The organism is Arthrobacter sp. FW306-2-2C-D06B (assembly GCF_021789175.1).
GTDB lineage: Bacteria > Actinomycetota > Actinomycetes > Actinomycetales > Micrococcaceae > Arthrobacter.
In genome coordinates, this window is record NZ_CP084560.1 from 2291213 (window position 1) to 2304093 (window position 12881).

At 61.9% G+C, this 12881-nt stretch carries 12 protein-coding genes; 3 read left to right on the forward strand and 9 right to left on the reverse strand.

Going from position 1 to position 12881, the window contains the following annotated elements; genetic code table 11:
* Window positions 1-12 precede the first annotated feature (12 nt).
* The 4 genes from LFT47_RS10700 to LFT47_RS10715 all read right to left on the reverse strand — a co-directional run bounded on the left by LFT47_RS10700 (window position 13) and on the right by LFT47_RS10715 (window position 4559).
* Window positions 13-912: a carbohydrate ABC transporter permease gene (locus LFT47_RS10700; RefSeq protein ID WP_236810576.1), complete on the reverse strand. Its 900-nt coding sequence runs from the start codon at window positions 910-912 to the stop codon at window positions 13-15.
* Window positions 909-1895 (reverse strand): carbohydrate ABC transporter permease, encoded by a 987-nt coding sequence (locus LFT47_RS10705; protein WP_236810578.1) that lies wholly within the window; start codon window positions 1893-1895, stop codon window positions 909-911. The genes LFT47_RS10700 and LFT47_RS10705 overlap by 4 nt, the downstream gene beginning before the upstream one ends.
* A 78-nt stretch (window positions 1896-1973) precedes the next feature.
* Window positions 1974-3326, reverse strand: a complete 1353-nt coding sequence (locus LFT47_RS10710) for an ABC transporter substrate-binding protein (protein ID WP_236810581.1) — start codon at window positions 3324-3326, stop codon at window positions 1974-1976.
* Window positions 3327-3527: 201 nt separating this feature from the next.
* A complete protein-coding gene (locus LFT47_RS10715; protein WP_236810583.1) occupies window positions 3528-4559 on the reverse strand; it encodes a LacI family DNA-binding transcriptional regulator in 1032 nt (343 codons plus the stop codon).
* Window positions 4560-4656: 97 nt separating this feature from the next.
* Here LFT47_RS10715 and LFT47_RS10720 point away from each other — a divergent pair, with 97 nt between their 5' ends.
* Window positions 4657-5034: a low affinity iron permease family protein gene (locus LFT47_RS10720; protein WP_236810585.1), complete on the forward strand. Its 378-nt coding sequence runs from the start codon at window positions 4657-4659 to the stop codon at window positions 5032-5034.
* Window positions 5035-5065: 31 nt separating this feature from the next.
* Here the strand turns inward: LFT47_RS10720 and LFT47_RS10725 are convergent, their stop codons facing one another.
* On the reverse strand, window positions 5066-5290 hold the full coding sequence (locus LFT47_RS10725) for a hypothetical protein (protein ID WP_236810587.1): 225 nt from the start codon (window positions 5288-5290) through the stop codon (window positions 5066-5068).
* 372 nt (window positions 5291-5662) lie between these two features.
* Here LFT47_RS10725 and LFT47_RS10730 point away from each other — a divergent pair, with 372 nt between their 5' ends.
* Window positions 5663-6085 carry an META domain-containing protein gene (locus tag LFT47_RS10730; RefSeq protein WP_236810589.1) on the forward strand — a complete coding sequence of 141 codons (423 nt, stop codon included), beginning with the start codon at window positions 5663-5665 and terminating at the stop codon, window positions 6083-6085.
* A gap of 1 nt (window position 6086) precedes the next feature.
* Window positions 6087-7226: a low temperature requirement protein A gene (locus tag LFT47_RS10735; RefSeq protein WP_236810591.1), complete on the forward strand. Its 1140-nt coding sequence runs from the start codon at window positions 6087-6089 to the stop codon at window positions 7224-7226.
* 77 nt (window positions 7227-7303) lie between these two features.
* Here LFT47_RS10735 and LFT47_RS10740 read toward each other — a convergent pair whose 3' ends face one another.
* Genes LFT47_RS10740 through LFT47_RS10755 form a run of 4 tightly spaced genes read right to left on the reverse strand, consistent with a single transcriptional unit; the run spans window position 7304 to window position 12749 of the window.
* Complete coding sequence (locus tag LFT47_RS10740; RefSeq protein ID WP_236810592.1) at window positions 7304-8713, reverse strand: aldehyde dehydrogenase family protein; 1410 nt, start codon at window positions 8711-8713, stop codon at window positions 7304-7306.
* 54 nt (window positions 8714-8767) lie between these two features.
* A complete protein-coding gene (locus LFT47_RS10745) occupies window positions 8768-9295 on the reverse strand; it encodes a hypothetical protein (protein ID WP_236810593.1) in 528 nt (175 codons plus the stop codon).
* Between the two features lie 26 nt (window positions 9296-9321).
* Window positions 9322-10836, reverse strand: coding sequence for an APC family permease (locus tag LFT47_RS10750; RefSeq protein ID WP_236810594.1), 1515 nt, complete (start codon window positions 10834-10836; stop codon window positions 9322-9324).
* Entirely contained in the window at window positions 10833-12749 is a 1917-nt protein-coding gene (locus LFT47_RS10755; RefSeq protein ID WP_236818517.1) for a primary-amine oxidase, read from the reverse strand. The genes LFT47_RS10750 and LFT47_RS10755 overlap by 4 nt, the downstream gene beginning before the upstream one ends.
* Between the last annotated feature and the right edge of the window lie 132 nt (window positions 12750-12881).

Here is a 12881-nt window from a genome sequence, read left to right on the forward strand (position 1 = left end):
TGCTTTGAATGCCTATTTGAGGCTGCCGAGGGACAGGCCGCCCTGCCAGTACTTCTGCAGGGTGAGGAATGCCACCACGAGGGGAATGATGGAAATGAACGAACCGACCACAATCAGGCTCCAGAGCGAGTGGCCACCCCCGTTGTTGGACGAAGCCAGCTGCTCCCAGAGGCCTATGCCCACCGTGAGTGGATAGAGCCTCTCCGTGGACAACATGGCCAAGGGCAGGAAGTAGTTGTTCCAAGTCCCGACGACGGAAAGCAACAGGACAGTCACGAGCGCTGGCCGAAGCAAGGGCAAGGAGACCTGGAAAAAGGTGCGTAGTTCACCGGCTCCGTCCACCCTGGCAGCGTCGAGCAACTCATCAGGCACGGCTTCTGCGGTGTAAACCCTCATCAGGTAGACGCCGAAGGGGCTTAGCAAGGACGGCAGGATGACAGCCCACACGGTATCGGTCAGCTTGAGGTTGGACATCAGGATGAATGTCGGGATGACCAGCGCCGTCATGGGGACCATCACGGCACCAAGCAGCAACGCGAACGTAAGGTTCCGGCCCCGGAACTTGTACTTGGCGAAGCCGTAACCGGCCAGGACCGAGATTGCCGTCGCTCCCAAACCGCCGCTGACCGCGTAGAGCAGCGAATTGCCGAGCCACTGCGCATACTCCCCGCCGTTGTAGGCGAAAAGCTCCTGGATGTTTGCGATCAGGTTGAAATTCTTGTCGAACCACATGGCGCCGGAAGAGCCGGCGAAAAGTCCTTGGGCGTCTTTCGTGCTGGCAACGAACAGCCACCAAATAGGAGCCAGGAAATACAGGACCAGGACGCCCAGAAAGACATGAGCCGCCACGTTGCGGCGACGCGGCCGCGACAACCGGGTTGTAGCCGGGAGATGTGTTGTTAGTGCGCTCATGAGAGATTGCTCCCTTTCTTGCGGGTCGCGAACATGAAGACATACACCGCGATGAAAACGACGATGCCGAGGGAGAAGGATATGGCCGACGCGTAGTTGAACTGGGCATATCCGAAGGCCAGGTTGAACGCGTAGATGTTCGGGGTGAAATCCGGGGTGATGCTGCCGTTCGCTACCGGCCCGAGGATTTGCGGCTCGGAGAAGAACTGCAGCGTCCCGATCAGCGCAAAGATAAGAATGAGCACCAGTGCCGAAGAGACGAGCGGTATTTTGATGCGAAAAGCAACCTGCCTTTCGGAGGCGCCATCAATCTTGGCGGCCTCGTAGAGCGTCGGATCAATTCCCTGCAATGCCGCGTAAATGATGATCATGTAATAGCCGGCCCATTGCCACGTCACAACGTTGAGCAGGCCATAGAAGACGTTGTCCTGGCTGAGCAGGAAAGGCGCCGACGCGTGGAACAAGGAGAAAAGCTGCTCAAGCGGGCCGAATGTCGGACTGTAGAGAAACCCCCACATCAGGGCGCCGATGACTGCGGGCACTGCGTACGGCATGAAAATCATCAGCCGGGAGAACCTGGCGAGCCGGGTGGTGAGGTGGTCGAGCACGAGCGCGGCCGCCAGGGAGACGGCCATTTGGACCGGGATAAGGACCAAGGAAAAGCGCACCACGAACCAGACGCCCTTGATGAACTGTGGATCCGAGAAAGCGTGGAGATAGTTCTCCAAACCGCTGAACCGCGTACCTGTCGCAAGGCCCTTGGTGAACAGGCTGAGGTAGAGGGCGTAAGCAAGCGGAGCCAGAAGGAACGCCACGAAAACCACGCCGAATGGCGCGATGAAGAGCCATCCGGTCCGGGCGCGCCGTGCATTCACCTTGTCGCTGTGGGAGCGTGTTCTGTGTTCGGGAGTGGGCGGGGTATTCACCGTGGCCGGCGTCGAAGTGTGTGGCAACGACGTCACCGTTGACCCGTGAACTGCCATGAGCTGTCCTGCAACTTTCTCTCGATCGATTCCGTCCCGCCCACCCGGCCGCGGGGCCGGGCGGAACGGCAGGAGTTGTCACTTGACCGTGAACCCTTGGCTCTTCGCGTAGTTCACCATGATGCCTTGCAGCTCTGTGGCTGCTTCGTCTCCGCTGACTTTGCCGGCGTTGATCTTGACTGTTTCGGCCTGCAGTTGGGCATAGTAGTAGACACTGAACGGGCTGTAATTGAATCCCTTGTACGCATTTTCGGCCGGGATGTAGATGTCCTTGTTTGCAGTCTGCCCGCCAAAGAAATCGACTGCGTTGTTGGTGAACGCATCCGACTTCAGCACATTTTGGTTGAGCGGGAATATTGTCTGGGTCTTCCAGCCATCCGTGAGGGAGGCGTCGTCGGCGTAGAGGCCCTTGGCGACTTCGGCGGCGAGCTTCTGGTCACCTGCCTGCGAGGTGACGGCAAAGGTGGATCCTCCCCAGTTCACGGAAACGGGGCTGCTTGGATCCCATTGGGGGAGCGGCGCAGCAGCGAATGTTCCTTTCTCGTTGCCCTTACCCACTCCGGATCCGGTGAGGTAGCCGGGAGCCCATGCCGCGGAGATGTACGTGGCGTACTTGCCGCCGATCATTCCTGAGATGTAGTCGGTGGTGAACTGGTCCTGGGTGGCCACCAGACCCTTCTTCACGAGCCCCGCCCAGTAGTTCAGCACGTCCTTGGCCGGCTGGCTGTCGAGGTGAATGGAGATGTTCTTCTGGTCCGCGAGGTCATAAGTGAAGGGAACGGCGCCCTTTTGGGCCATGAGGGCGGTCAGGGCGGCGGGAACATTGCTGCCAAGATCTCCGAATGCAGGGCCGCCGGCGTCCTTGACCTTCTGCGCGGCCGTTTCGTACTCCGCCCAGGTCGTCGGCGGCTTGATGCCGTACTTGTCCAGCACGTCCTTGCGGTAGATCATGGCCATGGGCCCGCCGTCGACCGGAATCGCGTAGACCGAATCGCCTTGCGAGACGTCCTTCCAGGAACCGGCGCTGAAGTTCTTCTTGACGTCTCCGGCGCCGTACTTGCTCAGGTCGACAAGTGCGTTCTGCAATTCAAAACCCGTCAGCTGGTCGGCCTCGAGCATGATCACGTCAGGGGCTCCCTTGCCGGCCTGGATAGCTGTTTGGAACTTCGCATACTCCGGTCCGCCTTGGCCGGCCACGGTCCAGCAGACCTGGACATCGGTGTGGGAGTTGTTGAAGTTGTCCACGACCGTGGCCATATTCGGGTACCACGCCCACACCGAGACCTTCGGAGCGTCGGCATGGACGATCTTGTTGGTGCAATTGGTGGTGTTAGAGCCCGCGCTTGCGGCATCCGCGCCGCCACTGCACCCTGCCATTGTGGCGGACAGGGCAGCGGCTGATACTGCTGCTGCGATTGCTTTCTTGTTCACGTAGTTTCCCTTCGGTCGTGCATGGACGTCGTCGTCGGAGGTAGGGCGGTGAGGGTAGGCCGTCCTCCAGCCAATGGATGCTGGTGGGGCTCGGACGGACTCGAAAGTTGGGGCGAGAGGAGATTCCCAGGCTTTTACATCGATGTAAGTAATCGTTGTAAATCTATGATGATGTGACCTGACTTACATGTCAAGAAGAAATCAGGCGGAGTCTTCGGCGGCCCGGATCGCCGTGGACTCCCGGCTGATGACCTTGAAATCCGCTTCAAACTCGCGGGCGGGCGTTGCTTCGGCCGCGCCGTCGATCCGTTCCAGGAGCATCGCGACGGCGGTTTCGGCGATCTCCCGCCGGCCCGGATCTATGGTCGACAACGTCGGTAACGAATACCGGGTCTCGTCGATGTCGTCGAAACCGATGATCGCGACATCCTCGGGGATTCTCAGTCCAGCGTCCTGCATGACACGCATGGCACCGAGGGCAATGGAGTCGTTGAATGCCACGACGCCATCGAACTCGAGCCCGGACTCCAGCACCTTCCGCATGGCTTGGGCGCCGTCGGACCGGTGCCACGACTGGACGTCGATAGCCAGTTCGTCCCGGTAATCCAGTCCCGCTTTCTGCAAGGCGCGGCGGTAACCTTCCAGGCGGAGCCCGGCTGAGCCGATGACTTCATTTCGATGGGCCCCAAAGGCGAGTAGTTTGGTTCGTCCCCGCTGCAGGAGGTGTTCCGTGGCCGCTTGCGAAGCCTCAATGTTTTGCATGGTCACGTGGTCCGTGGGGCCATGAAAAATCCGCTCACCCAGAAGCACCATGGGCGTCGGAATATCAATGAGGCCCGCGTCCTCCTGGCCCAGGCCAAGCACGCTGTACAAGACGCCATCGACCATTCGCATCCGGGGGCCATGGAGGATCTCCAGCTCGCGTGTCCGTGAGCCTCCGCTTTGTTCGATGATCACGACCTTCCCGCGCTTTGACGCGGCCGTCATCACGGCGTCGGCAAGTTCAGCAAAGTATGCGTTCTTCAAATCCGGGATGATGAGGCTGATGACGTCCGTACGGCCCGACCGCAATCCACGCGCCGAGAGATTGGGCTGGTAGCCAAGTTTCTCGATGGCCAGCAAGACCCGCTCGCGGGTCTCGGCTTTGATGTTTGGATGGTCATTGATGACGTTCGACACCGTCTTGATTGACACATCGGCCGCTTGGGCCACATCCCGCATGGTAATTGCCACTTTTCCTTCTTCCGCGCACTTCAGCGTCCGTCTTAAGCTGAAGATTACAACGTTGGAAAGCGTTTGGGTCGGAATGAAATAGGTGGATGATGTCTGCATGAGCGAAGACAACGGTCCGCGTCAGGATTTCTTCACCCGGTTCACCACCAGAGTGGCGAAAGTTCTCGGCCACGCCTGGGTGTTCAGCGCGGCAGTGATCATTCTCGTCGTTTGGGCGTTTACGGGACCACTTTTAGGATTTTCGGATACGTGGCAATTGGTTATCAATACCGGCACCACCATCGTGACGTTCCTCATGGTCTTCATCATCCAGAACACCCAAAACAGAGACAGTGCCGCCCTTCACGTGAAGCTTGACGCTGTGATGCGTGAACTCCAGATCACCAACTCCAAGCTTTATGAGGCTGAAGACGAAGGCGAGAAGGAGCTCGAGGAGCAGCGTCGACGTATCGAGGAGCAGGCCGAGTCCGATTGATCTGATCGGAGTCTTGGACCGGGGAACGTTCCTACATCAGCCATTGGACTGAGACGTTCATCGCGAACAGGGCATTTGTCAGGGGCGCGAGGATCGACTCGTCGTCCTCCATGCGGTGCAACGTCTCGACGAATTCATCTATCTGAACGGTCGTGAAACCACCGTCCCGGAGTTGCTGGATGGCAAGTTCGGTATTCTGTTTCCGGGTGTTGCTGAATCGCGGGTTTACCTCTGGCTTTGCCGGTTCCGAATCCATTGCCTTTAACTTGCCCCCAACTTTTCCCTGCCCGTAGGACGCTCCTCGCGAAGGGCATTCATGCATTACAAATGCTACTATCTCGGGCCGCGGGCGGTGCAATGCCGGTACCTGTATGAACTGCCCCTGCTGGTGCTGCCCTGACAGGGGTGGGCACCGTTGGAGGTCAGGAAAAATCCGCTGTGTTGCATCGCATCTGATGACGGGGCCGGTATCGGCATATATGCTCCGACCAGCGTTCATCTACCAGGGGGCACAATGAAGCGCAGGAGTTGTTTGCAACAAAAGCTAATTCTTCTGCTTCTGATCGTCACGGCGCTTACTTCGTGTGCGTCAAAGCAAGGGAGGGAGCCGGGACCGGCGGTACCCACCATGGCCGTCCCGACGGGTTCCGCCTCCCTCTTGACATCCTCTGCGCCTCCGCGGCAGACGTGCGCAGCATTCCAGCCGTCAGCTCCTTGCACCGAGTACGTCAGTATTGCGGGAACAGCGGACGGCATTGACCTGCCCTGGGCGGCATCAGGGGGACTCGCGGTGCAGTTGAGTTCCGTGGGTGGTTCCCTCTACCTCATCGCGAAGACTCCCTGCTCCCCGGTCAGCGGACCGGCCACAATCACGGGGGACACGTTGGTGGCGGGGAAGCTCGGGATCGGCGCCATGGGGTGCGTCAGTGACGCCGGTTCCCAGCAACAGTGGTTTGTGGATTTCCTGAAGCGGCCTATTGAAATGTCATTTAGCCAAGGCACTCTCACATGGAAGAGCGGTAGCGACACGCTCATTTTCAAGGGCAAGTAAAGTGGCTCGTGACCCTCGCCGCGTGCACTGGATGGAGCTGTTCTTCGACCTGGTCTTTGTGGCCTTCGTGGGGCAGCTTGCGCGCGGGATCCACGGCGATCCTGGATGGGCCGAATTCGGCACGTTCGTCCTGCTTTTCTTCCCGGCGTGGTGGGCGTGGGTGAACATTGTTTCCGTCGTCAACCTCCTGCCCCGTTTGTCGTCCCGGGCGCTGGGTGTCGCCATGCTCGCGGCCATGGCGGCGGCGAGCGTCATGGCCGCCGCGGCGCCCGGCGCCTTTGGCGAGCGGGCCTGGGCTTTTTCGCTGGCCAATGCTGCCATTCGCGTGGTCCTGCTGAGCTTGTGGCTTTACCAACACCGAGAAAATTCGGCCGAAACTCCGTGGCGCATCTGGATCTACAACGGCGGCACGGCCGTCCTCTGGCTCATCTCGGCCTTCCTGCCGCTCCACGTCGCTGTCATTCTGTGGGCTGCCGCGATCGTCGTCGAGGTTGGCATGGTTACGGTGAGCGCCCGCCTTTGGCCGGACCGCGGCGTCGGGGGCATCAACATCGAGCACGCCTCCGAGCGGCTTGGATTGTTCGTCATCATTGTCCTCGGTGAGTCCATCTTCACGATCGTCACCGAGGTCTCTGACGATTGGGGGCCGGGTGCCGGTCTGGTCGGCGCGCTCGGATTCCTCGTTGTTGCCCTGCTCGGCTGGGCGTTCTTCCAATACGGCACCGGGACCATCGCCGCGGGGCTCGAGCGCTTGCAGGCACGATCCGATTTCGCCGGGATCCTGCAGACCACCTTGTTCATGCCGTTTCTCCTGGTGCTGGGGGTGACCGCGATCGCCGGGGCGATCGCGACCGTCATTCCGGCACCCTACGAGCACTTGCCGTTCGGTTCCGGGATTTCGCTCGGCGGAGGCCTGGCCCTCTTCTATGCGTGCAATGCAATCGTGTCACTTCGCTACGGTCAGCCACTGCGCGCCGTGCTGCCGTGGGCGGGGCCCACAGTAGTGATCGCCGTCCTGCTCATACCGGTGAGCACTGTGGTTTCCGGCTCCGTCGTTTTGGCCCTTGCCGTGATTGTCCTGCTCCTTGTCACGGCCTACGTCGAGATTCAGAGGCGACGGCGCCACGCCCCAACTGGCTGACAGTTGTTGTCGTTCTGGGGGCCCAGAACGACAACAACTGTCAGCTAGTTGGGGGTGACCCGCGCCTCCGCCACCGCCTAGCCGTTGATGATCTGCGGCACGCCGAGGGCTTTGAGGCCTTCGGTGCCGAATTCGAGGCCGTAGCCGGACTGTTTGGCGCCGCCGAAGGGGATGCGGGGGTCGACGTTGCCGTGTTTGTTGATCCAGACCGTTCCGGCCTCAAGACGGGCAGCGACGCCGCGGGCAGCGACGGGGTCGGAGGACCAGACGGAGGCGCCGAGTCCGACGTCGAGCGCGTTCGCCATCGTTACTGCGTCGTCGACGGTGCTGTAGCGGATGATGGGCAGTGCGGGTCCGAATTGTTCCTCGGCCACGAGCGGGTTGTCGTTATCGATGTCGGCCACAAGGGTCGTGGGGTAGAAGTTGCCGGGCTGGCCGTCGTCGGGGTTGCCGCCGAGCAGTATGCGGGCGCCGGAGTCGCGGGCGGCGTCCACGAGTTTCGCGACGATGTCATATTGCTGCCGGTTCTGCAGCGGTCCCAGCACGTTCGCCTCGTCCAGGCCGTTCCCCATAGGCATCGCGGCGGCCACGGCTGCGAGTTCGGAGCAGACCGCCTCATAGAGGGAGTCGTGGACGTAGAGGCGTTTGAGGGCGGCGCAGGTCTGGCCGGTGTTGATGAAGGCGCCCCAGAAGAGGCCTTCGGCGATGGCTTTGGGGTCGGCGTCGGGCAGGACGATGCCGGCGTCGTTGCCGCCCAGCTCCAGCGTGAGGCGTTTGATCGTGTCCGCGCTGGAGCGGATGATCGCTTTGCCGGTGGCAGTGGAGCCGGTGAACATGACCTTGCCGATGGCGGGGTGTTCGGCGAGGCGCGCCCCGACGTCGCGGCCGCCGGAGACCACCGTGAGGAGGCCGTCGGGCAGCTCTTCGTTGATCACGGCCGCCAGGGCGAGGACGGACAGGGGCGTGTATTCGGAAGGCTTGACGACGACGGCGTTGCCCATCCGGAGGGCGGGGGCGATCTGCCAGATGGTGATCATCATGGGCCAGTTCCAGGGTCCGATTGCGCCGACGACGCCGATGGGCCGGTAGTGCAGTTCGGCGCGGGTTTCGCCGTCGTCCACCACGGTTTCCGGGTCCAGCGGGGTGCCGGCGGTGGCGCGGAGCCAGGCGGCGCAGGCGCCGACTTCAAAGCGGGCGTTGGGGCCGTTGAGCGGCTTGCCTTGCTCGCGGGAGAGCAGGCGGGCGAGTTCTTCGGCGGAGCGTTCGACGGCGTCGGCGGCCTTGAGGAGCGCGGCGGACCAGGCGTCGTGGCCCAGCGCAGCCCACGCCGGCTGGGCGCCCTGGGCGGCGGTGATGGCGCGTTCGAGGTCCTCGACGGTGTGAACCGGGGCTTCGCCGACGGCGGTGCCCGTCGCAGGGTCCAGGATGGTCCGGGTTTCGCCGGTGGTCGGGGTGATTGAAGCGAGGAGGGCGTCGTAGCTTTCCAAGGTTTTACTCCACTCTGAGTTGGTAATGGTTTCGAAGGACAAACGTTCCAGGGATCAGACGGCCATCAGGATCATGGCGCCCAAGGCGCCCGCCGAAGCGATGGCCTCAAGCGATGCAGATGCGTGACGACGGTTTCCGCGGCCGTTTCGTCGAAGCGTCCGGGCCGCCAGGAAGATCGAGTAGGCGATGACCGCTGCCGCGAGGGCAACTGCGAGGACGGGGTTCGCTCCACCAAGTCCCGAATGTGCATGTGTCTGGTGTACCGAACTGGATGAGGCAGGGGAAAGGGTGGTGACGAAGATGGCGAACATTGCAACCATTGACAAGGAGCGGTGTATTTCCATGCCGCCGCGGCGATCCTTGGGCAGGAGCACCAGCGGAAGCGGGGATGTAAGGAGAAGCAGCAGTCCCCACACGACGCCCGGAACAATACCCGCACCGACGGTCGTATCGACCATCGCCATCAGCATGAGTGCCATCGGTCCCCATTGGCTGAGGTTCCTGACCAGGCCTTCGCGCATCGGGCTCCAGATCCCCAAGGCGCAGCAGGCCAGCATGACCATCGAAAGGATTGTGTGCATGGTGTTCACCGATCATCAGTCCAGGGCTACAGGTCTTCTTCGTCCCCGAGGTGTACCGCAGCCGGACCCTCTTCGCCGTGTCCGATCCGCCGATACACGGAGGGGTTGCTCCGGCGGAGGCGGAATGCCCAGGCGATCCCCACCAATCCGGGCACGATGATCGTCGCCGGCAGGATGAAGGTCAGGGCATTGGTCTCGTTTTGGCCCAGCAGTACGTTGAAGTTGACCACGATCAGAACGAAGATCACCGCCAAGAGTACGAAGCCCAGGGCCGGGGCGATCACCCGGGTCCAGATTCCGGCGTCATGCCTGTTCTTGCGGAAGAATCCAATGACCGCCAGCGAAACAACGGTCATCAAGAGGACAAGTCCCATCGCGCCGTCATTGGTCAGCCACGTGAACATGGTCAGGACAGGGTAGAGATCGCCGAGAGATGATCCGGTCCCCGCGATGGCGAACCCCACCGTGACCACGACGGCGATCACCGTCTGGGCCATCGATCCGGCGTAGGGGGCGCCGCTGTGCCGCCGTACTGCACCCAGCTTCCGGGGAAGGACTTGTTCCCGGCCAAGGGAGAAGAAGTAGCGCGCTGCCGCGTTGTGGAAGCTGACGAGGGCCGCGAAGAGGCTGGTGACGAAGAGCAGGCGGGCCAGGTCGGCGAGAAGGACGCCGGCGTGGTCGCTGAGGAAGCCGAACATCAGGTCCGGTCCTTGTTTTGCGGAGGCGTCCACCACGGCGGACGGCCCTGTGCCAACGGCCATGGCCCAGGAGGAAACCGCGTAGAACAGGGCGATGATGGCGACGGCGGTGTAGGTTGCCCGGGCCACAGTGTGCTTGGGGTCCTTGCTTTCCTCGCCGTAGATCGCGGCCGACTCGAATCCCATGAACGCCGCGATGCCGAAGGAGAGGACCGCTCCGACGCCCGGTACAAAGAGGCTCTGCAGGCTGAGGGGCGCTCCGCTGACTCCTTCGGGTGCCACGGCAAAGGAGACGACGTCGTAGACAATCACCACGAGGAACTCCAGGCCGACGAGCACCCCGAGGACCTTCGCCGACAGGTCCACCCGGTTCACGCCGAGGAAAGCGACGACGGCGATGCAGACCAGCACCGGAATCCACCAGGGGACAGTGACGCCGAAGCGTTCGTTGATCAGGCTAGAGACGGTGAAGCCGAAGAGGCCGTAAATGCCGACTTGCATCAGGTTGTAAGCCATCAGGGCGACCATGGAAACCCCGACGCCGACCGGCCGGGAAATGCCCTGTGCCACGTAGGAATAGAAGGCGCCGGCGTTCACGACGTACCGGCTCATGGCCGCGTAGCCGACTGCGAACACGGCGAGGGTTCCGCCGAGCAGGAGGAAGGACAGCGGGACGCCGGTGACCCCGGTGACGGCAAACGTCGTCGTGACCCCGCCGGCGAGAACGGTAAGCGGAGCCGACGCGGCGATGATCATGAACGTCACCGCCGGAACGCCGAGACGGCGTCGATGGTGGTGCGGGTGGCCCACCTCAGTGGTCTCTTTCCCGGTTGTTAAACTCATTTTTGGGCCTCCATATGGCAGTGGCCGCCTTCAGCGGGCTTCGACGCGGGCACGTCGAGGACGGGGCTCCGATCGAAGAAGCCTTCGGGGCGCAGTTTGAAACCCACCGTGTCGACGGGCATGATCGGCCAGTCCTCGGGGCGGGGGAAGTGGGTCAGCCCGAAGGTGTGCCACACGACGATGTCTTGTCCGTCGATGTCCCTGTTGCGGGCAATGTAGGACGGCAGTCCGGCTCCTCCGGAGTGCTGGTTGACGAAGTCGCCGCTGGGGTAGCGCTCGTTTTCGTCATAGCGCGTCACCCACAGGTCCTTCGTAGCGAAGGCGGCACGCTGGGCGATGGATGATTGGGGGTCGGCCAGGAGCATGGGGTGTCCTTGGCCGTGGAGTTTGTACCCCACGGGGTCGCCCAGGCGGTTGAGTGATTCGGGATTGGAGATGATCCAGGCCCGCCCGGCCGCCATGTCGGACTCACGGACGGCCTCCGATTCGTTCTTGAGGACAGTCCGACGGCGGGCGAAGGCGTTGCCGCGCTCGTTTCCTTCTCTCATGGGTACGCGGACGGCGTCCTCTTCCTCGACCCGGTTGCTCAAGCCGTCGATGGCGAAGTCCAGCCGGGCGCTGAAGAGGTGCTGGTGGAAGGGAGCCCCCAGGCCCGGGGCGAGTTCCGAGGCGTACGGGTAGCCCTTTCCGGGGTGGGCGCTCGTGAAGACGACGCCGGTGGCCTTTGCTTCGAACTCGATGGTGCCATCGAGGTAGAGGTACCAGTAGAAGCCGTAGTCGTAGTTGCCGATGGTGGTGAAGAAGCTGATGACGAGCCTGCGGTTCCGGCGCGTGTAGTTCACGCCGCTCCAGAGGTCGCTGTGCTTGGCGAGGATGCCCCAATCCTCCTCGTGCATGCAGATGCCGTTGCGGATTTCCCGTGGGCGGCCGAACGAGTCGCTCACTACCGGGCTGAGGTAAGTGATGTCGCCGAGGCAATCGCAGCCGAGCTCGAGCGAGTTGGCGTATTGCCCCACGAGGTATTCGCCGGTATCGAAGTAGTTCTGCCAGGAGCGCACGGGGGAGGGATCGCCGTACGGGACCACCATTTCGGCGATCGAAGCCCGCTTGAGGATGCTGCGGCGGCGATCGCCGTCGTCGAACGCTACATTGTGGAGAACGACGCCTTCCCGGACATCGAAGCCGATGTCCAGGCTCCATTTCTCCCACTCGACGTGGTTGCCGTCCCGGAGCGTGAAGCTCGGACCTTCCGGCTGGGTGATGTGGATCGGTTTCTGGGTGGCGCGCATCGCTCCGGTCAGCTCAGGGTCCGTGAAATTGCCGTGTTCTTCCGGCACTGGAACCGGTCCGAAATCCAAGACCTGGTCGACCGTCTTGCCGACGACGTCGACGTAGGCAACCAGCCCATCCACGGGGTGGGCCCAGGCGCTGTCCCCGGGGAACTGCTGGACGAAAGCCAAGCCGCGCAGAATCCGGCGGCCTTTCTCCTCCGGGTACTCGAAGACCCCGGCCGACAGTGGAGCGACCCTGACCTTGCTGACATCGAGCTTCCGCTCAGCCAACGCCTTGAGCCATCGCTCATCCTGGGCGAGGATCTCTTCAACAACCTCGAATTCTTCTTCGATGATCGGAAGCTCGCCCGTCACCGAGGTGTCGAGCTCCACTTTCGAGACGACTTCGCGGTGTGTCACAGAGACCACGATGTCCTGTGCGGCACCGGATGAAACGTTGTGCAGGAACGCCCTGAACCTACGGTCTACCGCTTCCGCGTTCCGCGGTGGGTCAAGCAGCCCAAGGTAGGCGATCCGGATGGATTCATCGAAGAGTCCGGCGTCGGCCAAAATGCCCCTGACCGCCGTGATGTCTTCGGCACTGGTCATTCCATACCCAGGCAGTCCGGCAAACGCAGGCATTTCGGCGATTTCTGGAGAAGAAGTTGTGCTCATGGAAGGCCTTTGTGAGTGGCGGGTTTATTTTCTATGTGTGTAGAGAATAGCATCGTGTAATCTGAGTCACAACGGTTGTAGAAAAAAAGATTTGGGGAA